The organism is Bradyrhizobium sp. USDA 3311 (assembly GCF_054062495.1).
The window spans coordinates 3521101-3543367 of record NZ_JBSSFI010000001.1 but is presented as its reverse complement, the minus strand read 5'-3'; the positions used below and the strand labels follow the sequence as shown (position 1 = coordinate 3543367).

At 64.7% G+C, this 22267-nt stretch carries 21 protein-coding genes; 6 read left to right on the top strand and 15 right to left on the bottom strand.

Annotated elements, in window-relative coordinates; genetic code table 11:
• Positions 1 to 50: 50 nt before the first annotated feature.
• Positions 51 to 938, top strand: coding sequence for a VOC family protein (locus ACVWW6_RS16815; protein WP_456681082.1), 888 nt, complete (start codon positions 51 to 53; stop codon positions 936 to 938).
• A gap of 5 nt (positions 939 to 943) precedes the next feature.
• On the opposite strand, the gene ACVWW6_RS16810 is transcribed toward ACVWW6_RS16815, so the two are convergent.
• From ACVWW6_RS16810 to ACVWW6_RS16770, 9 genes are all read right to left on the bottom strand, one after another.
• Positions 944 to 2599 (bottom strand): copper resistance D family protein, encoded by a 1656-nt coding sequence (locus tag ACVWW6_RS16810; protein ID WP_456681081.1) that lies wholly within the window; start codon positions 2597 to 2599, stop codon positions 944 to 946.
• 10 nt (positions 2600 to 2609) lie between these two features.
• Positions 2610 to 2972, bottom strand: a complete 363-nt coding sequence (locus ACVWW6_RS16805) for a copper resistance CopC family protein (RefSeq protein WP_456681080.1) — start codon at positions 2970 to 2972, stop codon at positions 2610 to 2612.
• 171 nt (positions 2973 to 3143) lie between these two features.
• A complete protein-coding gene (locus tag ACVWW6_RS16800; protein ID WP_456681079.1) occupies positions 3144 to 4214 on the bottom strand; it encodes a HoxN/HupN/NixA family nickel/cobalt transporter in 1071 nt (356 codons plus the stop codon).
• 188 nt (positions 4215 to 4402) lie between these two features.
• Positions 4403 to 5173, bottom strand: coding sequence for an amino acid ABC transporter ATP-binding protein (locus ACVWW6_RS16795; RefSeq protein WP_084302433.1), 771 nt, complete (start codon positions 5171 to 5173; stop codon positions 4403 to 4405).
• Between the two features lie 16 nt (positions 5174 to 5189).
• A complete protein-coding gene (locus tag ACVWW6_RS16790; protein ID WP_456681078.1) occupies positions 5190 to 6032 on the bottom strand; it encodes a transporter substrate-binding domain-containing protein in 843 nt (280 codons plus the stop codon).
• Positions 6033 to 6076: 44 nt separating this feature from the next.
• Positions 6077 to 6718 (bottom strand): amino acid ABC transporter permease, encoded by a 642-nt coding sequence (locus ACVWW6_RS16785; protein WP_456681077.1) that lies wholly within the window; start codon positions 6716 to 6718, stop codon positions 6077 to 6079.
• 6 nt (positions 6719 to 6724) lie between these two features.
• Positions 6725 to 7393 (bottom strand): amino acid ABC transporter permease, encoded by a 669-nt coding sequence (locus ACVWW6_RS16780; RefSeq protein ID WP_456681076.1) that lies wholly within the window; start codon positions 7391 to 7393, stop codon positions 6725 to 6727.
• A 102-nt stretch (positions 7394 to 7495) separates the two neighbouring features.
• Positions 7496 to 8596, bottom strand: a complete 1101-nt coding sequence (locus ACVWW6_RS16775) for a Gfo/Idh/MocA family protein (RefSeq protein WP_456681075.1) — start codon at positions 8594 to 8596, stop codon at positions 7496 to 7498.
• Between the two features lies 1 nt (position 8597).
• The gene (locus tag ACVWW6_RS16770) at positions 8598 to 9458 is read right to left on the bottom strand and encodes a sugar phosphate isomerase/epimerase family protein (protein ID WP_456681074.1); all 861 of its coding nucleotides are present in this window, start codon (positions 9456 to 9458) and stop codon (positions 8598 to 8600) included.
• Between the two features lie 123 nt (positions 9459 to 9581).
• Between ACVWW6_RS16770 and ACVWW6_RS16765 the strand changes: the two genes are divergently transcribed.
• Both ACVWW6_RS16765 and ACVWW6_RS16760 read left to right on the top strand, forming a co-directional pair.
• Entirely contained in the window at positions 9582 to 10250 is a 669-nt protein-coding gene (locus ACVWW6_RS16765; protein ID WP_028174210.1) for a TetR/AcrR family transcriptional regulator, read from the top strand.
• Between the two features lie 189 nt (positions 10251 to 10439).
• Positions 10440 to 12227 (top strand): peptide ABC transporter substrate-binding protein, encoded by a 1788-nt coding sequence (locus tag ACVWW6_RS16760; protein WP_456681073.1) that lies wholly within the window; start codon positions 10440 to 10442, stop codon positions 12225 to 12227.
• 119 nt (positions 12228 to 12346) lie between these two features.
• Here the strand turns inward: ACVWW6_RS16760 and ACVWW6_RS16755 are convergent, their stop codons facing one another.
• Together ACVWW6_RS16755 and ACVWW6_RS16750 are read right to left on the bottom strand one after the other, a co-directional pair.
• Positions 12347 to 13237, bottom strand: a complete 891-nt coding sequence (locus tag ACVWW6_RS16755) for a sigma-70 family RNA polymerase sigma factor (protein WP_060908763.1) — start codon at positions 13235 to 13237, stop codon at positions 12347 to 12349.
• A 20-nt stretch (positions 13238 to 13257) separates the two neighbouring features.
• Positions 13258 to 13566, bottom strand: a complete 309-nt coding sequence (locus ACVWW6_RS16750) for a hypothetical protein (RefSeq protein ID WP_456681072.1) — start codon at positions 13564 to 13566, stop codon at positions 13258 to 13260.
• Positions 13567 to 13748: 182 nt separating this feature from the next.
• Between ACVWW6_RS16750 and ACVWW6_RS16745 the strand changes: the two genes are divergently transcribed.
• On the top strand, positions 13749 to 15155 hold the full coding sequence (locus ACVWW6_RS16745) for a DHA2 family efflux MFS transporter permease subunit (protein WP_456681071.1): 1407 nt from the start codon (positions 13749 to 13751) through the stop codon (positions 15153 to 15155).
• Positions 15156 to 15904: 749 nt separating this feature from the next.
• On the opposite strand, the gene ACVWW6_RS16740 is transcribed toward ACVWW6_RS16745, so the two are convergent.
• A complete protein-coding gene (locus ACVWW6_RS16740; protein WP_456681070.1) occupies positions 15905 to 16852 on the bottom strand; it encodes a restriction endonuclease in 948 nt (315 codons plus the stop codon).
• Positions 16853 to 17039: 187 nt separating this feature from the next.
• Between ACVWW6_RS16740 and ACVWW6_RS16735 the strand changes: the two genes are divergently transcribed.
• The gene (locus ACVWW6_RS16735; RefSeq protein WP_456681069.1) at positions 17040 to 17507 is read left to right on the top strand and encodes a hypothetical protein; all 468 of its coding nucleotides are present in this window, start codon (positions 17040 to 17042) and stop codon (positions 17505 to 17507) included.
• Entirely contained in the window at positions 17498 to 17725 is a 228-nt protein-coding gene (locus ACVWW6_RS16730; RefSeq protein ID WP_456681068.1) for a hypothetical protein, read from the top strand. The genes ACVWW6_RS16735 and ACVWW6_RS16730 overlap by 10 nt, the downstream gene beginning before the upstream one ends.
• 43 nt (positions 17726 to 17768) lie before the next feature.
• Here ACVWW6_RS16730 and ACVWW6_RS16725 read toward each other — a convergent pair whose 3' ends face one another.
• Genes ACVWW6_RS16725 through ACVWW6_RS16715 form a run of 3 tightly spaced genes read right to left on the bottom strand, consistent with a single transcriptional unit; the run spans position 17769 to position 22265 of the window.
• Positions 17769 to 19136, bottom strand: coding sequence for a sensor histidine kinase (locus tag ACVWW6_RS16725; RefSeq protein WP_011089662.1), 1368 nt, complete (start codon positions 19134 to 19136; stop codon positions 17769 to 17771).
• On the bottom strand, positions 19111 to 20568 hold the full coding sequence (locus tag ACVWW6_RS16720) for a sigma-54-dependent transcriptional regulator (protein WP_011089663.1): 1458 nt from the start codon (positions 20566 to 20568) through the stop codon (positions 19111 to 19113). The genes ACVWW6_RS16725 and ACVWW6_RS16720 overlap by 26 nt, the downstream gene beginning before the upstream one ends.
• Positions 20565 to 22265, bottom strand: a complete 1701-nt coding sequence (locus tag ACVWW6_RS16715; protein ID WP_456681067.1) for a hydrogenase maturation protein — start codon at positions 22263 to 22265, stop codon at positions 20565 to 20567. The genes ACVWW6_RS16720 and ACVWW6_RS16715 overlap by 4 nt, the downstream gene beginning before the upstream one ends.
• Between the last annotated feature and the right edge of the window lie 2 nt (positions 22266 to 22267).

Genomic DNA, 22267 nt, shown 5'->3' with positions numbered 1-22267 from the left:
GACGTTCTGCTCTAATATGACCCGTCCGTCCCACACCCAGAGCCACAGCCATGCCGCAACAGTTCGATCGATCCGCTGAAGACCTCGGCAACGCGATCCATTTCGAGCACGTCAACATCCAGGTCCCGGATCAGCGCCTGGCGACGTTATTCTACGTCACGGGACTTGGGCTCACCCGCGATCCCTATCTGATGGTGTCCGACACCAACATGTGGATCAACGCCGGGCGGAGCCAGTTTCACCTGCCGAGCGGCAGGCCGCAGGTGCTGCGCGGCCATACCGGCCTCGTCATCGAGGGCCGCGAGGCGTTGCTGGCGCGATTGGCATCGGTCGCGAAGAAGCTCGAGGGGACGGCATTCACGTTCGCCGAGCACAATGACTATGTCGAGGCCGTCTGCCCATGGGGCAACCGGATGCGCGTCCATGAGCCGGACGCGGCGCGCTTCGGGCGGATCACGCTCGGCATTCCCTATGTCGAGTTCGACGTGCCGATCGGAACGGCATCGGCGATCTGCGCCTTCTATCCTGACATCATGGGCATGCCCTCAGGCATGCGGAATGGCGACGGCACGGTTGCGGCGGTGAAGACGGGCCGCGACCAGCACCTGCTGTTCCGCGAGACCGATCGGCCGCAGGGCGAGTATGACGGGCACCATGTGCAGATGTACATCACCGACTTCTCCGGCCCCTATCGCAAGCTGCTCGCGCGCAACCTGATCTCGCGCGAGGACAATCAATACCAGTACCGGTTCTGCGACATCGTCGATCTCGACAGCGGCAAGAAGCTGTTCACGGTCGAGCACGAGGTGCGCAGCGCGACCCACCCGATGTTCATGCGGCCGATGGTCAATCGCAATCCTGTCGTCACCAACCGGAACTACGCGTTCGGCCATGATCAGACGTCATGGGCGATGGGGCCGGATCAGTACGACGGATAGCGCGTTCAGGCTTCGCGGTAATCCAGCAGGATCAGCCCGACCAGGATGAAGGCGACCGGCCAGATCCAGGCCGCCGCCCGCCTGACCCGGCCGTCGAGACGCAGTTCGAGCCAGCGGGCCCAGCCGGCGGCGACGCCGCAGAGCGCAAGCGGGGTGTGGCTCATCTCGATGAGCAGCTGGTCCTTGATGTTGGCGATCGCATGAGAATGCGTGAGCAGCAGGGCGCCGCCGAGCGCCGTGGTCAGGGGAAACACCAAGGCCGACGGACCGGCCTTGGTGCCGCGCAGCCGCACACGCCATTCGAACAGGCCGAACACGGCGATGAGCAGCACGAAGATGCGATGCTGCGCCACCTCCGGATCACGCAGCGACTCGAAGAAGCCCGCCGGGCCGAGCGGCCAGGCCTGCTCGTCGGCGCGGAAGAACAGGAAGGCCGCCATCGCGAGGAAGAGCAGCGGCCAGTGCCGCGCCCAGCGCCCCCAGCGGAAATGCTCGACCAGCGCCAGGAGCCCGATCAGCACCACGAAGACGCCGGCCCAGTGATGGTTGTACTCCGACCAGGCGATATCTTCCGCATTTCGCGGCAGGATCGTGCCCTCACCGGGAACGTAGGCCGATTGCGCGCTCGCGCGCCCGGCGTCCGCCAGCGTGATCTTCGCCTGGAGCTGCGCGACGGTCAGTTTGTCGTAATCCGGGCTGGTCAGGCGCGGCGGCCATTGCGGCGCGGCGCGCTCGACGATCTCATGCCAGTCTAGGCGATCATGAGGGAGATCCGCGCCCGGCGGCAATGACGTCAGGGACGCCGCAGCAAGCAGCACGGTGATGCCGATGCCGATCTCGACCTCGGCGAAACGCTTCAGGCGAAAGATCGGCGTCGTGGGGTCGCGGCGTAGACGTTCGACGAGGAAGTAATTGCCCGAGCCAAGCATCAGCAGCATCAAGAGCAGCCCGACCTTCGCCAGTGTCATGACGCCATAGGCGGTGCCGTAGATCGCCGCGACGGAGCCGATATAGTTCGCCGCCATGACCAGACCACCGCAGACGATCGCCGCGACCGCCGCCATCGACATCAACGAATAGCGGCGCGCAATGAGGCGCCAGTCGCCGGCGTCCTTGCAGCCGTTCAGCGCGATCAGGAAATAGGGCAGACCGCCGATCCAGACGGCCGCCCCCGCCATGTGACCCGCATCGGACAGCAGCAGCGGCCAGCGCACATCCGGCCGGCTGGCCGCATGCGTGAGCCGGGTCTGCATCGCGAGCGCCAGCACCGACAGGGCGAGAAGCGCGGCCGACCGCGCCCGGTGCGCCGGACCGTTCGTCAGGACGGCGATGCCCGCTGCGCAAGCCGCGATCACGAGGTCAGCGCGGCCAAAATCGGCAGTGACCGCTTCGCTCCAGGGCACCTGAAGCGTCCCGACCAGCGCGGCCGCGTTCAGCGCCAGCGAGGCGACGGTGAGGAGCGCCCATGCGACGGCGCTGAACCGCAGGAACGTGCGGCATCGCTCCTCGATCGAGAGGCCGAAGACGGAGAGCTGCGGCTGCAGCGGCCCCCACAGCAACAGCTGAAACGCGAGACCGCCGAGGGTGAACGACTGGGCGATCAGGATCAGGCCGCGCAGGACCACCGACAGATAGCCGAAGATGTCGAGGAGCAGGTACACGGCCGTGGTTTCAGCGGACGGTGAACGGAATGTCGCCGCGGGTGATGTGCCCGTCGACGCTCAAAACCTGCCAGCGCAGGTGCCATGTCCCCGCCGGTAGTAGCGTCGCATCGGCATTGAGCTCGTCGGCGGGCGCATCGGAAGCCGGCCTCAGCGCGCGCGACGCACCGTCCGGTGCCAGCAGCGTCAATTTCGAGCGCGCGTGATCGATCCGGCTGTTGAAGTGCAGGCGGATCGCGACGGTGTCACCGGATATTGTCGCGCCGGTCGCCGGCGAGGACGAGACGATGATGGCGTGGGCCTGGGACGCGTGCGGATGAGCAGGAAGCCACAGGGCAGTTAGAACGAATGCGATTCGGAACAACCCGCGCATGATGCTCACTCGCTGTCGACAGCCGTCTCTTTCACCCGCCCCTGGCGTGTGAACTTTACCGGACGCTATGTTGGAGCGAGTTGGTTGTTCGCAAGAGCGCGAGGAATTTGGATCTGATCGCGGATCGCGGAAAATCGCCGATTGTTGCCGTTGCGACACACTCAGGTGCGATCACCCCGGCGCGGCGCCCCTGCTCAACTCGTCAGGATCGACCATGCGCCGCCGGGCGCTCGGAGCCATACGGCGATAGAGCACGACCGAGACGAGCCAGGCGAGCGCGAACAGCGCGATCACGGCAAAGCCGAAATTGGCGAGCGAGTCGTTGACGGCCTCGACCAGCGACCACAGCCCGCCGGACAGGCCGAGCTGGTCGCCGATAAGCCCGAGCGCCTCGATGCCGCCGATGAACAGCGCGACCGCGACCGAGGCGCCGGTGATCGTAAGGTTGTACCAGAGCTTGCGATAGGGATCGACGAAGGCCCAGCGATAGGCGCTGACCATCAACGCGGAATCGGCGGTGTCGACCAGCGCCATGCCGGCGGCGAACAGGGCGGGGAACACCAGCACATGCGCGAGCGAGGCGCCGCGCGCGGCTTCGGTGGCGGAGATGCCGAGCAGGCCGATCTCGGTCGCGGTGTCGAAGCCGAGCCCGAACAGCAGGCCGAGCGGATACATGTGCCAGGGTTTGGTGACGAGGCGGAACATCGGGCCGAGCAAGCGCGCCAGGAATCCGCGGGCAGCGAGCAGCGCCTCGAGCTGCGCGGCGTCATGAATGCCTTGCTCGCGCACCTCGCGCAGGATCCGCCACAGGCCGACGAAGATGGCGAGATTGATCGCCGCGATCACCAGCAGGAACAGCGCCGACACCGAGGTGCCGATCAGGGCGCCGATCTCCTTCAGCAGGCTGTCGCCGCCGAGACTCACGACGCCGAGCGCGAGCAGCGTGGTCGCGGCCAGGACGACCGTGGAATGGCCGAGCGCGAAATACAGGCCGACGCTGCGCGGCGTGTCGCCCGCCTGCATCAGCTTGCGCACGACATTGTCGATCGCGGCGATGTGGTCGGCATCGACGGCATGACGCAGGCCGAACACCCAGGCGAGCAGCGCGGTCGCCATCACCGCGGGCCGGTCGCCGAACATCGCGAAGGCGAAGACCCATGCGGCGATGTTGGCGGCGATCAGCCCGCCAAACAGCACGCCGGGCTCGAACGCCAGCCTCGCGATACCACCTGACTGAATCACGTCACCCCTCCGAGTATGATGTTTATACCAATCCATCATACTCGCCGGCAAGAGCGGGGCCATGTTCGGGGGACACAGCCGGTCACCCGGGAACGCGCGTCTCCACGATAGGCGATCGCGACATAGCGACGGCAGTTCGCGTCGAGCGCCTGGGTGGCGTGCAGGCGACCATCGGACCCATCCCCGACTCAATGCGCCGCCAGGATCTCTCCCAGAAACTTCCTGGTGCGGTCGTGCTGCGGATTCCTGAAGAAGCTTTCCGGCTCGGCCTCCTCCACGATTCTGCCGTCGGCCATGAAGATCACGCGGTCGGCGACCTGCCGCGCAAACCCCATTTCATGGGTCACGCAGATCATGGTCATGCCATCCGTCGCGAGGGCGATCATGGTGTCGAGCACCTCCTTGACCATTTCGGGGTCGAGCGCGGAGGTCGGCTCGTCGAACAGCATCACCTTCGGCTCCATGCAGAGCGCGCGCGCAATCGCAACGCGCTGTTGCTGGCCGCCCGACAGCTGGGCCGGATACTTCTCGGCCTGGTTCCCTATTCTGACCCGATCAAGCAGACGGCGCGCGGTCTCTTCGGCCTTCGCCCGCGGCACTCCCCGGGAGCGCATCGGCGCCAGCATGCAGTTCTCCAGCACGGTCATGTGCGGAAACAGGTTGAATTGCTGGAACACCATCCCGACCTCGCGACGCACCGCATCGACCGAGCCCGCAGCGTCGTTCAGCCGCGTGCCGGCGACGACGACTTCGCCGCGCTGGTAAGCTTCCAGCGCATTGATGCAGCGGATGAGGGTGGACTTGCCCGAACCGGACGGCCCGCACAGAACGATTTTTTCGCCCGGGCGGACCGTCAGGCTGATATCGGTCAGGACCTGGTAGGTGCCGTACCATTTGCAGACGTCGCGCATGGCGATCATCGGCTCTGGAGCAGTTTCCATCGCGACTACACCCGGCATGGCGCTCTCTCCCTGCCTAGCTGACGTTGAAGGGAATACCGGGAATGGTCTCGGGGAAGGCCGGCAGCAGATTATTCATCCAGTTCTGATAGATCTTCGCCAGCTCGCCATTGGCCCTGATCTTCTCGATGAAGTCGTTGGCGAAGGCGTTGATCTCGTTCTCCCCGAGCCGAGTGCAGGCGCCGTTGTAGAGTTTCGTGAATTCGAGCTTGTTCTCGTAATAGCCGGGTTTCGATTCATCGAGACGCGGAACGTAGAAGATGTTGCCACCGACCGCCTGGACCTGACCGGACAGCAGGGCCTGCATGGTCGGCGCGTCGCCGTCGAAGCGGCGGATGGTGGTGCCCGCCGGCGCGGCCTTGGTCACGTCGCTGTCCTGCACGCTGCCGCGCGCAACGCCGATGACGTATTTTCCCATGTCGGCCGGAGATTTGATCTCGAACTCCTTCGGCGCGATGAAGGTGATGATGTTCGCGCCATAGGGTTTTGAGAACTGCACGGCCTTGGCCCGCTCCGGCAGCATGGCCATGGTCGCGAACAGGATATCGACACGACCGGACGTCAGGGCCGGGATACGATTGGCGACCGCCAATTGCGTGAACTCGGCGGGCACACCGAGCTCCTTGGCGAACAGCGCCGAAATCTCCGCATCGTATCCGTCCTGCTTGCCCGTCGCATCGACGAATCCCCAGGGCGGATTATCGCCCTGGATGCCGATCAGAACCTTGCCCCTCGCCTTGATCTCCGACGGCGTCACCGCATAAGCGGCGCGCGTCAGCACGAATGGCGAGGCGATCGTCGCGGCTCCGAGCGCCAGCAAACGACGCCGATTGAGTCCTGTGGTCCTTGCGTTGGTCATCATTCCCTCCTCTGTCCTCGTCCTGTTGTCTGTTGCTGTCCTCGTCATCGCGCGGCGACGGCCATCCGGCGTTCGAGCCGCGCGCCAGCGAGCGACAGCGGCCAGCAGATGGCGAAATAGAGGACGCACACCAAGCCGAGGACGAGCAGCGGCTTGAAGTTCTGGTTGGACACGATGGTCCCTGCCCGCATCAATTCGGTGAAGCCGATGATCGCTGCGAGCGACGTTCCCTTGATCAGCTGGACCAGAAATCCGATCGTCGCTGGCAGCGAGATGCGGATCGCCTGCGGCAGGATGACATCCTGCATCCGCGAGACGTAGTTGAGGCTCAGCGCCTTGGCGGCCTCGACCTGGCCTTTCGGCACAGCCTCGATCGCGCCGCGCCAGATCTCGCCGAGGAACGCGCCGGAATGCAGCGTGAAGCCGATGGAGACCGAAACCCAGGCATCGAGCTTGAGGCCCGCCAGCGCCAGCCCGTAATAGACCACGAACAATTGCATCAGGAGCGGCGTGCCCTGGAACAAGGCGATGTAGCCGGCCGCGCCGCGCTCCAGCGCGCGGTGGCCCGACGTGCGCGCGAGCGCCACGCCGAGGCCGGCAATCGAACCGACCGCGAAGCCGATCGCGGACAGCGCGAGCGTCCATTTGAGGCCAACGAGCAGAAACAGGAACTGATTCCGGTCCATGGCCCCTCACTTCACGGGATAGCTGAAGTAACGCGCATTGATCAGCGCGAACATCTGCATCAGCATCCACGACATGACGAAATAGAGCGGCGTGACGACGCCATAGACCTCGAAACTGCGGAAGGTATTGGTCTCGATCGTCTGCCCGACCGAGGTCAGTTCATAGGCCGAGATCGCAGACGCGATGCTGGTCGTCAGCGTCAGCATGATGAACTGACTGGTCAGCGACGGATAGATCGCGCGCAGCGCCGGCTTCAGCACGATCAGGCGGAACACCTGCGCCCGGCTCAGGCTGAGCGCGAGACCGGCTTCCACCTGCCCCTTGTTGATCGACTGCACGCCACCGCGGATGATCTCGATCGCATAGGCCCCGCCGTTGACACCGAGCGCGATGATCGCGGTCAGTGTCGGATCGAGGCGAACGCCGACCAGCGGCAGCGCGAAGAAGATGAAATAGATCTGCCCGAGGAACGGCGTGTTGCGGATCGCCTCGACAAAGGCGATGACCAGCCAGCGCAGCGCAACGACGCGGGATTCGCGCAGCACGACGCCGCCGATCCCGATCGCAAGCGCCAGCACCATGCCGGACAACGCAAGCTGCAGCGTGCCGGCACAGCCCCACAGCAGGTCCGGAAGTCCGTCGAGCACGGGGCTAAAGTCGAACGTGTAGTTCACCTCGTTCCTCCCTCCGGGCGGCCCTTCTTGCCGGCGTCGTTGAGATCGCGCCGGGGCTCTGCCCATCCTGGTCCGCCGAGCGGGCGGCGAATGTGTTTGCGCTCAGGAAACCCTTTGCTGGTCTGGCGTTGCCGGCACGACCGGACTTGCGAGCGTTTCGTAGCGATGGCGCAGGTCGACGCGTCGTCCACCGGCGGCTGCCTCGGCGACCGCCAGGGTCGCGATCAGGCTTCGCGCGCCGTCCTCGACCGGCTGCAACGACCGCGCGTTGGCGCGAATGATGTCGCGGAAATGGTCGAGCTGAGCGACGTAGGGATCAATCGAGGAGGCATGGATGCGCTGGGCCTGGATCGGCTTGTTCCAGTCCTGCGCACTGCCGGCCTGCGACCATTGCACGAGCGCCGGAAATTCGATCGACCCGGTTCGGCCAAGGAAGCGATAGCTGCTCTCGCCGCTGAACGGGAATTCGGGGGCTTCGCCGAGCCCCTGCTCGGACGTCCAGGGCGATACGGCGCTGTCGCTGATGAAGAAGGTACCGAGCGCGCCGCTGTCGAACTCGATCAGCGCCGCAGCGGTATCCTCGACCGCAAAGCCGCGCTGGCGGTTCGACGCAATCGCTTCCACCGCGACGATCTCACCGACGGTGAAGCGCAAAAAATCGATCTCGTGGATGAGGTTGATCAGGATCGGTCCGCCGCCGGCCTGCGAGCGCCATGGCGCGATCTCGAAATAGGCGGCCGGCTTGTGCGTGGCCCAGATCGCCGACACCCCGACGACATCGCCGATGCGCCTGTCTCCCAAAGTCGCCTTCAGCGTCCTGACCTGCTGATGGTGGCGGCGGTGATGCCCGACCAGCGACTGGATACCGGCCTTGCGCACCTCGGCAATCAGGCTTGCCGCGGTCTCCACCGTATCCGTGACCGGCTTTTCGATCAGGATGTGAATGCCGCGCCTGGCGCATGCGATGCCCTGCTCGGCATGAAGCTGGTTGGGCGAGGCGATGATCACGGCCTCCGGCCGCGCCTCGTCGAGCAGTTTCCGGTAGTCCGCGAAGACAGGGGTCCCGGGATAATCGGCTGCGACCCGATCGGAGTTCACGTCGGCGATGCCGACGAGGTCATAGTCCCCACGCCCGGCCAGCTTGGCGAGGTGCTTCCGCCCGATCAGTCCCGCGCCGATGACGCCTATAGTGATGTTCTTCATCTCACGTCGTCCGTATCTGGATTGGGCCGCCGGCTTCGCGACGATGGTCTGGCCGCGACGCTCCGCGCGGCCGATGCTCGAGCAGGCGCCTCGTGCCGTTGAACGCCGTGGCGAGCCGGGCCCGCACGGCCAAGGCCGGCAGCGGCATCTCGACGCTGATGCTGGCGTCCGACGGAAGCGCTTCGAGCAGCTCGCCGAGCGGCAAGGCGCCCTCGCCCGGCGGCAACCGGCCTTCGCGCGCCTCGGCGATGATGGCGGCATCGCTCGCGGGTATATCCGCGACGGCGTCGCAGATCTGTACCGCACGCAAATGCTGCGCGGGCATCGAGATCAAATCGCCCGGCTTGCCGCCGGAACGATGCAGATGCAGCGCATCGACGAGAATGGTGCCGTTCGCCTTGCCCGCGCCACGCACGATCGCCTCGGCCTGCGGCAGCGAGCCAATCGCGCGCCAGCGCATGAACTCCAGATCGACACGCAGGCCGAATTGCTGCGCGAGGTCGCAAAGCTCAGCGAAATGCGCAGTGAGGCGGACCGGATCGTCGTCATCGCCCGATGCCGTGACCGCCACCGCGCCGAGATCGGCTGCGGCTTCGAACAGGCTCGCGAGCGGCGGAATGTCGATGCGCGGTGTGAGCTGAACGAACTCGATCTCGTTCAGTCGCACCCCCTCGCCGGCGAGAGACCGTTTGAGCTCGCGGTGCGCGTCCGTTCCGATCCGCGTCGGATAGGCAGGTCCGCCGGCAGTCACAGGGATCACGCGCAGGCCGATGAAGCGGAAGCCGGCATGCGCGGCCTCGGCCACAAGCGCGACAGGCGCAAGGTCCAGTGCCGTCAGATGAGCAAGGCCGAGATCCGTCATGGCTAATTAATCCATAGGTTAATTACAATTAACCCACGGGATAATTGCTGTCAAGGACCGCCGATTGCGCTATGGATGGAGGGGCAAGCAGGCCTGGCCGGATGCAAAGGACCGAACCGCCGGATGAGACCCAAGGAAAAGCCCGTCGCGGAGGACGCGAAGCAGCCGCCGGTGCGGCGGCGCGACCGGGAGCGCACCAAGCGCGAGATCCTGGAGATCGCGTTCGCGGAATTCGCCGAGAACGGCCTCGCCGGCGGCAATACCGATGCCATCGCCGCACGCGCCAACATCACCAAGCGGCTGATTTTCTACTACTTCAAATCCAAGGAAGAGCTGTTCACGGCCGTGCTCGAGATGGCCTACGCCAAGATGCGCGTCGCCGAGCAGGATCTTCACCTCGAAGCGCTCGCGCCGGAGGCCGCGATTCGCAGGCTGGCCGAGTTCACCTTCGATTTCGACCAGGCCAACCCGGAATATGTCCGGCTGGTCACGATCGAGAACATCCATCGCGGACGGCACATCCGGGGCAGCAAGAAGCTCAAGGAGATGACGCGGCCGATTGTCAGCCAGATCGCCGCGGTGCTGGACCGGGGCGTTCGCGCCGGCGCGATCAGACCCGGCATCGATCCGATCGAACTGCACATGTCGCTGAACGCGCTCTGCTTCTTCTCGGTCGCGAACCGGCATACGTTCGAGGCGCAATTCGCAACCGACATGTCCTCGCAGAAGGCCAAGGCACAGCGGCGGCTCGAAATCGCCGACCTGCTCTGGCGCTATGTGCGGAGCGACTAGCGAAGGCGAATTGACGATGCCCCGCCCGGCTGGGCGCGATGCATCGTCGCGACGGCACGACCGCGCCATACACACCTTCGCCATTTCGCCGCAGGGGTTCCCCGCCTTGTCGGCATTGCCGCCTTGCCCGCGATGCAACATGATGGGTCGCCGGTGACGACTTTTCTGCGCGAAGGTGGAGCTCATCCGATGAACGAGAACGAAATCCGCAAGGCCATCGCGGAGGTGAAGGACGGCACGCTGTCGCGGCGCTCGTTCATCCGGACAATGGCCGCGGTCGGGATCGCGGCGCCCGTTGCAAGCCAGATTCTGCTCTGGAACGACGTGGCGATGGCGGATGCCACCTTGCCATACAAGCCGACCAAGGCCGGCGGCGGCGGCCCGCTGAAGATCCTGATCTGGCAGGCCCCCACCTTGCTCAATCCGCATTTCGCGCTCGGCACCAAGGACCAGGTCGCCTCGCGCATCTTCTTCGAGCCGCTCGCCGGCTGGGACAGGGAGGGCAACCTCATCCCCTGCCTCGCTGCGGAGGTTCCGACCAAGGCGAACGGCGGCCTCTCGCCGGATGGCACCAGCGTGACCTGGAAGCTGAAGCAGGGCGTGCGGTGGCATGACGGCAAGCCCTTCACCGCCGACGACGTCGTCTTCACCTGGCAATACGCAGCGGACCTCGCGACCGCGGCGTACACCACGGGGTCCTACCAGAACATCAAGGTCGAGAAGATCGACGACCACACCGTCAAGGTCATCTTCAAGGCTCCGACCCCGTTCTGGGCCGACCCCTTCGTCGGCGCGGTCGGCCAGATCCTGCCGAAACATCATTTCGGCGACTATGCCGGCGCGAAGTCGCGCGACGCACCGGGCAATCTGAAGCCGGTCGGCACCGGCCCGTACAAATTCGTCGAGTTCAAGCCGGGCGATTTGATCCTGGCCGAGCGCAACCCCGATTATCACGTCAGGAACCAGCCGCATTTCGACACGCTCGAGGTCAAGGGCGGCGGCGATGCGGTCTCTGCCGCGCGCGCCGTGCTGCAGACCGGCGAATACGACTATGCCTGGAACCTGCTGGTGGAGGACGAAGTCCTCAAGCGCATGGAGGCCAGCGGCAAAGGCAAGGTGGAGTTCACGCTCTCCGGCGGCGTCGAGTTCATCGTCCTCAACACGACGGACCCGTGGACCGAGGTCGACGGCGAGCGTTCGAACGCCAAGACCAAGCACCCAACGCTGTCCGATCCGGCCGTTCGCCGGGCGTTCAACCTGCTGGTCGATCGCGAGGCAATCCAGAAATTCATCTACGGCCGCGCCGCCGTCGCGACGGCGAGCTTCGTCAACCAGCCCAGCCAGTTCAAGTCGAGCAGACTGAAATACGAGTTCAACGTCGACAAGGCGAACAAGATCCTCGACGAGGCCGGCTGGAAGATGGGCGCTGACGGCATTCGCGAGAAGGACGGCAAGAAGCTCAAATACGTCTTCCAGACCTCGATCAACGCCCCGCGGCAGAAGACGCAGGCCATCATCAAGCAGGCCTGCCAGAAGGCCGGGATCGATATCGAGATCAAGTCGGTCACGGCATCGGTGTTCTTCTCGTCCGATGTCGGCAACCCCGACACCTATTCGAAGCTCTATTGCGACATGGAGATGTACAACACGACGCAGCCGCAGCCCGACCCGGAGCGGTTCTTGAACCAGTGCGTGTCGTGGGAGATCTCGACCAAGGAGAACAAGTGGCTCGGCCGCAACGTCTCGCGCTGGTCCGATCCCGAGGCCGACAAGGCCTACAAGGCCGCACAAAGCGAGCTCGATCCGGTCAAGCGCGCCGCGCAGCTGATCAAGGTCAACGAGATCTTCTGCGAAGCCAACGTGCTCGTGCCGCTGCTGTCGCGCAACATCGTCGGCGGCGCCGTCAACAGCCTCATGACCGACATCTCGGGCTGGGACGTCACGACGTGGAATCTGGGGAGTTGGTATCGGAGTTGAGGGGGACATAGGAGCGCGACGAGCGCTGTCTCAATCGCATCATTGCCCTCCGGACGAGGGTGAATGCGACTTTCTTTCCGTTCAAGTACGGCGAAGGGTCGCTGCGTACGCTCATCCGCTCACCCTCTATCCACCACGCACTCGGCGGCATCGATAACGTACGCCGCGTGGCGAAAATCCCTGATGGTGGCGAGCTTGTCGGCGGACCAGTTCAGCAGCATGAAATATTTCGGCCGCCCGTTCGGCTCATTCGGATCGAACACCAGGATCGCGGGACGTCCGTCGACCTGCCCCGTCACCAGGTGCCAGTCGCTGACCTTCGAATAATTGCCGAAATAGCGCGACACCTCGGCCTTGCCTTTCAACCTGGTGCGGTTGACGAGCTCGAGCCTGACGTCATCGGCGATCATTTCGCGGATGGCGTCGAAGTCGCGGGCGTTGAAATGGCCGACATAGGCGTTGAGCCGCGTGCGGTCGGCGTCCGACAGGTTCGCCTGTGGCACGTCGTCGGGCTGCCCGGCGAACTCACGCAGCTGCGTGCGCCCGCGATGCAGCGCGGCCTTCACCGCCGGCAGGCTGAAATCCATGATGTCGCAGACCTCGGCCAGCGAGCAGCCGAGCACGTCCATCAGGATCACGCTGGAGCGCTGCGCCACCGGCAGCCGCATGAAGGTGCGCAGGCTGGTGGCAGCGATCTGGCGGCTTTCCAAATCATCGAGCTGGTCGGCAATCATCTCCACCTCCTCAGCCGAATGCAGCGCCTCCTGCCGGTTGCGGCGGCGCAGGAAATCCAGCGCGGTGTTGTGCGCGATGCGAAACAGCCAGCCCTCCGGATTGACGGCGGGCGTGACCGTTTGCAGCGCTTCCATCGCCTTGATCAGCGCATCCTGCAGCACGTCCTCACCGTCGATGACCGAGCCGACCATGCGTGCGCAGTAGCGATGCAGCTTCGGCCGCATCCCCGCCAGCAGGGACTCGATATCGATGGTGGCCAGGGGGTCTGGCGCCATTGTTCCTCCGCCTCGCCTGCTCAGGACTCGTCCAGCATACGATAGTTGCCGACGATCCTCACGTCGCGAACCAGCGGCGGCTCCGCGCAGCGGTCGCGGATGCCGTCCTGGAACGCCTGAAACGCCCTGAGCTTCGGGATCGGGCTCGAGCCGTCCTCGGCCGCGGCCTCGACAAAATGGATGAAGCTGTCGTCCTCCAGCCGCAGCGTCAGATAGCGCACGCCGTCTGGGCTCTCCGCCTTCAATTCCGCAAACACCGCCGCAACCAGCTCGGCGTTCCGGTCGGCCAGTTCCGGCTTGGCCTTGTACCTGATCAACGTCCTTCTCATCGCGCGCTCCTTTTTTCATGTCGCGACCTGGCTCGCGGCCGCCTCACCCCTAGGACGTTTGCCGGCAGCCGAAGGATGCGGCCCGGAAAAAATTATTTCCGGGCGCATCCCTTGCCCCTCCGGCCTCGTCTAGCCCGCAGAACGCGCCGCGACAGGGTGGCGCAGCACACGGAGAGAGGGCGATGCAGATCCCGACCAATCGCGCCGAGCAGAACTGGGTGCTTGGCGTCACCGCGCTGGCATCCTTCATGATGGCGCTGGACGCCATGATCATCACGACGGCATTCGCGGCCATCCGCGCTGAATTCGGCAGCCCGGTCGAGACGCTGCAATGGACCGTCAACGCCTTCAACCTGACCTTCGCCGTGCTGCTCCTGACCGGCGCCGCACTCGGCGACCGCTTCGGTCGCCGCCGCATGTTCGCGGCCGGGATCGCCCTGTTCGTCGTTGCATCGGCGGCCTGCGCGCTCGCAGGCAACGCCACCGCGCTGATCGCCGCCCGCGCGCTGCAAGGCGCCGGCGCCGCGCTGGTGATGCCGCTCGCAATGGCGATCCTGAGCGGCACGTTCGGCCGCGAGGAGCGCGCCCGCGCGCTCGGCATTTTCAGCAGCATCACCGGCTGCGCGCTGATCATAGGCCCCGCCATCGGCGGCTTCATCACCGAGCATCTCTGCTGGCGCTGGGTGTTCTGGATCAACCTGCCGATCGGCCTGATCGCGATCGCCCTGGTGCTGGCACGGTTGCGCGAAAGCTTCGGACCGGCCGCCGCGTTGGACATCCCCGGACTGTCGCTCGTGGCGCTTGCGGCGCTCGCACTGGTCTGGAGCCTGTTGCGCGGCAACGCCGTGGGGTGGGCGAGCGCCGAGGTCATGGGCGCGCTGATGTCGGGCCTGGTGTTCGCGGCCGGCTTCGTGCTCTGGGAATTGCGCACGGCCGCGCCGATGGTGCCGATGCGGCTGTTTGCATCGCGTGCCCTCGCCTCGGGCATGTCGGCAAGCGTCCTGTTCTACGCCGCGATGTATGGCGTGGTGTTCCTGCTGCCGCAGTTCCTGCAGACCACGCTGGGCTTCGATGCCTTCGGCGCCGGACTTCGCTTGCTGCCCTGGACGGCGACGCTGTTCGTCACCGCGCCAATCGCCGGCGCGGTCGTCAACAGGTTCGGCGAGCGGCCGCTGGTGGTGACGGGATTGCTGATGCAGGCGATCGGCCTTGGCTGGATCGCCGAGATCGTGAATCCCGCGGCTCCCTACTCCGCCCTGGTCGCGCCGCTGGTGCTGGCCGGCGTTGGCGTCTCGATGGCGATGCCGGCGGCGCAGAACGCCATCCTGAGCTCGGTCACGGTGGCGGAAATGGGCAAGGCGTCCGGCGTCTTCAACATGGGGCGCTTCCTCGGCGGCATGTTCGGCATCGCTGCGCTGGTAGCGACCTTCTCGGCCAACGGCGGGGCCTACTCGGCCGCGCATTTCGAGAGCGGATTTGCTGCGGCGATGAGCCTCGCCGCAACGCTGTCGTTGGCCGGCGCGATTGCGGGGTTGTTCCTGCCGGCACGGCGACGCATCGCCGGCGTAGCCGCGCCGCAGGATGCGTGACCTGTCGAACAGCGGACATGCCTTCCCGGTCTCGCGGCGCATTTCGCCCGAGGTTTGCTTGATCACTCCACCCTCATTAGCCAAGAGGGCGCAGGGAAGGCCGGGTGCCAGCCGGCACCCGCGGTCCGCTGCGCGAAAGGTAGCGCAAAAGAACCGCACAGCAGCATACAGGTGTAGCCAATCACTCGGCCTTCCCTGCGCAGTGGTTGGACGGCTTATGCCGTGCTCTCCCGGGAGCCGAGTTCTTGCTGGCCTCCCTCGCTCTCGCGAAATTCACCAGCACCGCGCCGGTTGACGCGACTGCCGCATCCGCAAGAGCTTGACCGTAGCAACGACGGCCAGGACCACACGGTTTTGCCGTACGCAGGGCCCGCCATTTCGCCGCAGTTTTCCCGGCCCTGTCGACGGAGCCGGAAACTTACAGACGAGACGAACCTGACAGCGCCGCTCATCCAGCACGAAGTCTTGGGCTCACGGAGAGCAATCCGCCCCGCCCACGCCTCTCGCGCCCGACGCTGCCGCGTCCACCGCAAGCCCGGCTCGCGAAACGTGACGACACAAGATCGCCCCTCAAGGATGAGCCGGGATGGGCGACACATACGACAAATCCGAATTTCGGTAAAGTGGAATATTCTCGCGGGGAAGGGTTGACGGGGTGGCGAAACAGGACAGGATTTGGCTAGCGGCAGCCAAAGTAAACGCGACAAAATCAGGATTCGCGGCGCTCTAGTCGTACTCCTCAAACGCCACTAGAAGGTCGGCGCTTCGGTGTGCCACCGCACCAGGGCGTCCATATCGACCAGCTCTATCCTATCGGACAGCCTCGCCGATTCCGTAGCCTCCTCAGTGAACGCGGCTGTGGTGACGATGTAGCCCCGAAAAGCGCCTTGTTCTTCAATGACGCCCTTGAATTGCTGGACAGTGGGCCGTCCGACCTTATTGTCAGCCGAATGTCGCTTGCATTGTATGACCATCAATCCATCAGGATGAACGGCAAAGCCGTCGGCACCGAAGTCGTTCGATTTTCGCGTCGCCCATGCCTCAAGGCCGGCGGCTTCGAAGAAGCTCATAGTGTGGCGCTCGAACTGGAAGGGGTCCATGCCAAGCAGATGCTTCCGAAGAGCCAACTCCTCAACCGGCACGGCGAACCGAGTTGGGTCCATCGGCTGCTCCTTCATCGCAGCCCTCATTCGCGCACTAGTGCGGCGCAGCCGTTCGTCTTGGATGATGACCTCTATGATCTCGGCGACATGAGGCCGCACCTCAGGGTTTGTAATGACGGCTTCGATTATCGATGTGATGCCCGCCGTGCCGAGAAAAATCAGCAATAGTACTGGGACCCCAAGAGCACCGCCAAACGCTGCGATACCGGCTGCATGTCCGCCGACTAACGGAATGGCAGCTAACGTCGCGGGCAGAGCGATCTTCATCGACAACGGAAGGTCGGATTTCCGGTAGTTTGAAACGGCTTCAGAAACACTCTTCGCAATCGCAACAATGGCCGTTCGAGAACTGATCAGTGTATTCAGCTCCTTGAATTTTTCGACAGGTCGCAGATCACTGGCAACGATAGCGCGCGACTCGCTGAGCCATTGTACGGCGAGCACCCGATCTTCCGCGCGCGTCGTATGCTTGATGGCCGAAGCAAAACGGCCGACCAGCCATTTTCTGATGCCCTCTGTGATTGCATCGAACATGATTGCCCCCTAAAACTGTAGATATTTCTATAGTGTCTGCGAACGATTAGCCAAGGAAATTTCAGATGAGAGCATATTGATACTCGTCTTGTTAGCCATCGCCACTTGCAGCGCCCGGTGTGAGGAAACGCCCGCTCCCAGCCGGATCGACGGAATAACCAAGTCGGCGCGTGACATGATACCAGCCATGCCTTCAATGCCGTCCGTATCCCTTCCGTCGATGCCTGACCTCTCCTTACCAGACCTTTCCGATGCGACCGGCAAAGTCATGACGGAGTTCAACACGTTCATTCAGCAAGTCGGCGACGCGCTGCCTGTCCTCGAACAGATGGGTTATGAGGTCACCACATTCAAAATCACCTGGGGTCTGCCACCCAAAGCCCGGTTGCGACTGAAATCGACTGGCAACCCCGACGTTCAAAAAGTGAATGCAATCGCGGCAAAGGCAGCAAGCGGCGGCGTGCTGGTTTCCGCGCTGATCACGAGCGCCACAACAGCAAAGCGCATTCAGAGCACTATGCGTTTGGGAACGGCCTACCTAGACGTGGATTTCGCTGTGCCGCCTCGGGTGAACATGAAGTTCGTTAGCTCGAAGGCGAGCGACAAAGATGAAATGCTCCGCGACGCGGACGAGTTGGAGATAGCTTGCAAGTGACTTTGCGTCTCTTCTTCGCGACAGCAATCGCGCAGCGCACGCGCGACCGCATTCTCAGGCACGCCAGCGATGTCCGCGGCCGCAATGGTCGCAAAGGTATTCTCGATCCTGAGATTGCCGCAATGATTGAGAAGTTTGAGCCGCCGGTGGTCAGGCAGATGAGAAAAGTCTTGCTTGCTGCAAAGCGCCGCGCCGACACAGGCGAACTCACGTCCTGAGGACGTATCGATAGCCTTCGTTAGAGAGCTGCGCGCCAGGTGTTTACGCAGCCGGCAAGGCAAAAGAGAACGTCGCGCCGCCGTCCGGCTCATTCGCGGCGAGAAGCTCGCCGCCGTGCTCGCGCACAATGCCGTAACTGATCCAGAGGCCGAGTCCCGTGCCCTCGCCGACCCGCTTGGTCGTGAAGAACGGCTCGAAGATGTGGCTGATGTGATCCTTGTCGATTCCCGGACCGTTGTCCGAAATCCGGAACAGGATCTCGTTGCCCTTGCGCGCCGCCGAGACGACCAGCCGCGGCAATTCGGTGTCGCGCATCGCGTCGATCGCGTTCTCGACGAGATTGACGATGACCTGGTGCAACTGTCCCTCGTTGCCGGAGATCCAGAGTTCCGGCTCGAGCTCCATCTGCAGGTCGATGCGCACCTGCTTGGTGCGGACGGCCCACAGCACAGCGGTGTTGATCAAACGCTCGATATTGACGCGCTCGACCTCGCCGAGCTTGCTGAAGGAGAGCCGGCGCAGATTCTTCACGATCTCGCTGATCCGGACCGCCCCCTCCATGGTGCCCTCGATCAGCGGGCCGAAATCCTCCATGACCTCGTCGATGCGCAGGCTCTTCTTCAGTGCGGCGAGGTCGCTCGCCCGGCCCTTGCCGTGGATCGCGTCGAGATAGGCGACGATGGCCGCGCGGTAGCGGATCAACGTGTGAATGTTGCCGTAAACGAAGCTGATCGGATTGTTCAATTCGTGCGCGACGCCGGCGACGAGACGGCCGAGGCTCGCCATCTTCTCCTGCTCGACCAGCTGCCGCTGGGCGCGCTGCAATTCCTGATGGGCCTTGTGCAGCGCCTCATAGGCGCGGCGCAGCTCGCCGATCGGCCGGCCCGTCAGCACCACGCCGATGAAGCGACCGCGATGATCGTGGCGCGGCGAGCTGTTGATCGCGAACAGATCGGTGCTGCCGCCGTCCGTCGCGAACCTCAATTCACCGTCGACGACGTCGGGCGTACCGCGCGGCTTCAATAGCGGCACCAGCTTGGCACCGTCGGCGGCATCGATGACGTCGGCGATGTTCCTGCCGACCACGTCCCCGACGCTGCGGCCGAGCGCATGCTGAAACGCGGAATTGACCTGCTGCACCATCCCCCTGGCGTCGCAGACGATCAGGATGTCCGAGACGGATTCGATGACGTTGGTGACGAAGGCCTGCGCCTCCTCGAGCTCCGCGTTCTTGTGCTCGAGGTCGACCTCGTAGCGCAACAGGTCCGAATAGACCTCGTCCATCTTGCGGATGACTTCGATCCAGGCGCCCTCGCGCTCGCGGTCGAACTCGATCGCGCCGCCGCTGGTGACCAGCTTGAGCAGCGAATCCGCCTCGCTCGCTTCAGGAGAATGCGTCGCCTTTGGCATTTTTTCTCAGATCATACCTGGACAGCTTGTTCCTGAGCCCTACCCGTGAGAGACCCAGCTCGCTGGCGACACGACTGATGTTTCCGTCGTTCCTCTCCAGGCAGTTCATGATAACCGACTTCTCGAGATCCTCCACCTTGTCTTTCAGCGAGGCCGATCCGTTCAGCCTGCCGTGGGCCGGCAGCGGCGCGGATCGCTTCCCATTGCGGCGGCCGAGCAGCGGCGGCGCGGCCAGCTCGTCCCGGTCGGCGAGCACGGCCATGCGCTGGATCTCGTTCTGGAGCTCGCGGACGTTGCCCGGCCAGTGATATTTGCCGAATTCCTCCAGCGCCGAACGCGCGAAGCGCAGGTTCGGCCGGTTGAAGGAGCTCTTGACCGCCGACAGCACGCCCTCCGCAATCAGCGGGATGTCCATCGGGCGCTCGCGCAGCGCCGGCATGTGCACCGGGAATGCGGCGAGGCGGTAGTACAGGTCGCGCCGGAAGCGGCCGGCCTCGACCTCCGCCTCCAGGTCGCGATTGGTCGCCGCCACCACGCGAACGTCGACCTTGCGCACGCGCTGCGCGCCGAGCGGCCGGATCTCGCTCTCCTGCAGCACGCGCAGCAGCTTGACCTGGAACGCCGGCGAGGTCTCGCCGATCTCGTCGAGGAAGATCGTGCCGCCATCGGCGACCTCGAACAGTCCGATGCGATCCTGGTAGGCGCCGGTGAAGGCGCCCTTCTTGCAACCGAACAGCTCGCTTTCCAGGAGCTCGTCCGGCAGCGCGCCGCAGTTCTCGACCACGAACGCCCTGTTGGCCCGCGCCGAGCCGTAATGGATCGCGCGAGCCAGAAGCTCCTTGCCGGTGCCGGATTCTCCGGTGATCAGAACCGAGATATCGTAGTCGGCGGCGCGCCTGCCGAGCTCGATCACGGCGTGCATCGGGCTTTCCGTCGAATGCACGATGCGGTCGAAATCGTAGAGCTGCTTGGCCACTCCGCGCTTGACCGAGACGACCTTCTTGATGTGCCCGGAGGTCGCCTTGACGTCGACGCCGGCGGTCTCGGTCTCCTTCTGCAGCCGATAGAGCTGAACCGCCTCCTTGACGGTTTCGACCAGCTGGTCCGGCTGCCAGGGTTTGGTGATGTATTGATAGATGCCGGCCTCGTTCAGTCCCGCGATGATGTCCTCGGACTCCGAATAGCCGGAAATGATCATCCGCACCGGGTCCGGCCAGAGCTCGCGGACGCGCTTCAGGAAGCTCACGCCGGATTCGTGCGGCATCCGCTGGTCGCAGAGGATCGCGTGGACGATCTCGCCCTCCAGCAGCTTCTCCGCATCGGTCGCGTTGCCGACGCAGAGCACCTCGAAATCCTCCCTGAGCACGCGCCGCAACGCTTCCTGCGAGCGGACCTCGTCGTCGACGACGAGAATGGTTCCCTGAATGCTCACGATGACACCGCCATGCCGACAGGCCGACCTGGCGCACGCCTGATACGGTGACCAGCGATGGTCAGCGGCGTGCGCGACTTCGGTACCTTATGGATGAAATTGTAGCGCGCGACATGATAGCTCGGATCGAAGCCGTAGAAATTCAGCTTCATCCGCCGCAGCTCCTCGTCGCGGTAGGATTGCAGGGGCTTTTCGGCCTCATCGGCGGCTCGCCGCTGCCGCTTGGCGGCAAGGCGCGCGGCAAAGCCGGCATCCGACGCCATGGCTGCGCCGCTCTGCACGAGGCTTGCGTCGGCGAGCGCCTCGCCCGACAGCACGCGGTCGACGATGGCGAGGCGCCGGGCTTCCGCCACGCCCATCGGCAGCCGGCATTGCGTGATCCGGGTTGCGTTCGCGGCCCCCGCACGGCGCGGCAGCAGATAGGTCCAGTATTCCGAGCCGTAGAGATTGCCCATGTCCTTGTAATGCGGATTGAGGATGACCTGGTCGCTCGCCCAGACCTCGTCGGCGGCAAGACTCAGGAACACGCCGCCCGCACCCGCATTGCCGCGAATGACCGAGACGACCAGGCGATCGGTGGTCTCGATGATCGCGCGGGCGAGATCGTCGATCGCATTGATGTTGCGCCAGGACTCGTCCGCGGCGCTTTCGGCCGCTTCGATCCCGGCAAGATGGATGCCGTTCGACCAATAGTCGGGGCCGCCGGTCAGCAGCAACACCCTGGTCGGGCGTTCCAGCGCCGCGCGATAGGCGCCGAGCAAGGCTTCGCAGTCGCCGGTCGCCATGGCGCCGTTGTAGAAGGAGAACGCGAGCTCGCCGACTTCGCCATGCTCGCGATACCGGATCGGGGCGTAGCCGCAGCCAGGCCGGTGCGGCAAATACGCCGCCTCCGCGGCGAAGACTTTCGCAGCCGGCAGCTTCAGGCTCTTCGGCGCGAGTCGCCTGACATGGCCGATCCAGACCGCGCCATCGACCGTGGCACGCGCCAGCGCGCCCTCGCATTGCGCGATGACGGTGCCGGGCACGCCGGAGATATCGTGCGCTTCGTGCGCATCGAACAGCCTGACCTCCTGGAAGAACAGGCTATCGACGAGGCCCGGCATGCCATCGGCGCTGTTGATCTTGCGCAGCACGGTCATGATGCTGTCGTGCTGCCAGTCGATCGTCCGGTCCGCCTGACGGCAAGGTCCGCGCACGCGAATGCGCGGGTCACCCGCCTGCATCGGCTGCGGGGCAGCCTGTCCGGCTTCGATCGCAGCGACCGCTTCGAGCACGGCTGCGACCGCGCAGGAGGTTAGCTCGTTGCGGTAGATGCTGGACTTGGCCGCGCACCGCATCGGGAAGCTGCGGAACGACCAGATTGGACCGGCATCGAACTCGCCATCCGCCTGTAGCACCGTGACGCCCCACTCGGCGACGCCTTCCAGAACCGCCCAGTCGAGCGCGGCCGGACCGCGGTCGCCGGGCGGCCCGGGATGGACGACCAGGCAGCGCACGCTCCGCCAGACGTCGTCGGGGATCGCGCGCTTCAGGAACGGCGCGATCACCAGGTCCGGCCGATGCAGCGCCACGCTCTCGCGCGTGACGTCGGCGTGGATGTCCAGCTCGACCGAAACCTCGTGGCCGCGCTCGCGCAACTCGACATGGAGCCGCTGCGTCAGGCTGTTGAAGGAGTGCGATAGCAGCAGGATGCGCATCT

Excerpts from the sequence above, each read along its gene's own strand:
- ACVWW6_RS16775 (WP_456681075.1), bottom strand. The coding sequence starts at position 8,596 with ATGAAGAACATCACTATAGGCGTCATCGGCGCGGGACTGATCGGGCGG.
- ACVWW6_RS16740 (WP_456681070.1), bottom strand. The coding sequence starts at position 16,852 with ATGTTCGATGCAATCACAGAGGGCATCAGAAAATGGCTGGTCGGCCGT.
- ACVWW6_RS16790 (WP_456681078.1), bottom strand. The coding sequence starts at position 6,032 with ATGACCAACGCAAGGACCACAGGACTCAATCGGCGTCGTTTGCTGGCG.
- ACVWW6_RS16795 (WP_084302433.1), bottom strand. The coding sequence starts at position 5,173 with ATGCCGGGTGTAGTCGCGATGGAAACTGCTCCAGAGCCGATGATCGCC.
- ACVWW6_RS16725 (WP_011089662.1), bottom strand. The coding sequence starts at position 19,136 with ATGCCAAAGGCGACGCATTCTCCTGAAGCGAGCGAGGCGGATTCGCTG.
- ACVWW6_RS16750 (WP_456681072.1), bottom strand. The coding sequence starts at position 13,566 with ATGAGAAGGACGTTGATCAGGTACAAGGCCAAGCCGGAACTGGCCGAC.
- ACVWW6_RS16805 (WP_456681080.1), bottom strand. The coding sequence starts at position 2,972 with ATGCGCGGGTTGTTCCGAATCGCATTCGTTCTAACTGCCCTGTGGCTT.
- ACVWW6_RS16770 (WP_456681074.1), bottom strand. The coding sequence starts at position 9,458 with ATGACGGATCTCGGCCTTGCTCATCTGACGGCACTGGACCTTGCGCCT.
- ACVWW6_RS16755 (WP_060908763.1), bottom strand. The coding sequence starts at position 13,237 with ATGGCGCCAGACCCCCTGGCCACCATCGATATCGAGTCCCTGCTGGCG.
- ACVWW6_RS16745 (WP_456681071.1), top strand. The coding sequence starts at position 13,749 with ATGCAGATCCCGACCAATCGCGCCGAGCAGAACTGGGTGCTTGGCGTC.
- ACVWW6_RS16785 (WP_456681077.1), bottom strand. The coding sequence starts at position 6,718 with ATGGACCGGAATCAGTTCCTGTTTCTGCTCGTTGGCCTCAAATGGACG.
- ACVWW6_RS16735 (WP_456681069.1), top strand. The coding sequence starts at position 17,040 with ATGCCTTCAATGCCGTCCGTATCCCTTCCGTCGATGCCTGACCTCTCC.
- ACVWW6_RS16815 (WP_456681082.1), top strand. The coding sequence starts at position 51 with ATGCCGCAACAGTTCGATCGATCCGCTGAAGACCTCGGCAACGCGATC.
- ACVWW6_RS16765 (WP_028174210.1), top strand. The coding sequence starts at position 9,582 with ATGAGACCCAAGGAAAAGCCCGTCGCGGAGGACGCGAAGCAGCCGCCG.
- ACVWW6_RS16715 (WP_456681067.1), bottom strand. The coding sequence starts at position 22,265 with ATGCGCATCCTGCTGCTATCGCACTCCTTCAACAGCCTGACGCAGCGG.
- ACVWW6_RS16760 (WP_456681073.1), top strand. The coding sequence starts at position 10,440 with ATGAACGAGAACGAAATCCGCAAGGCCATCGCGGAGGTGAAGGACGGC.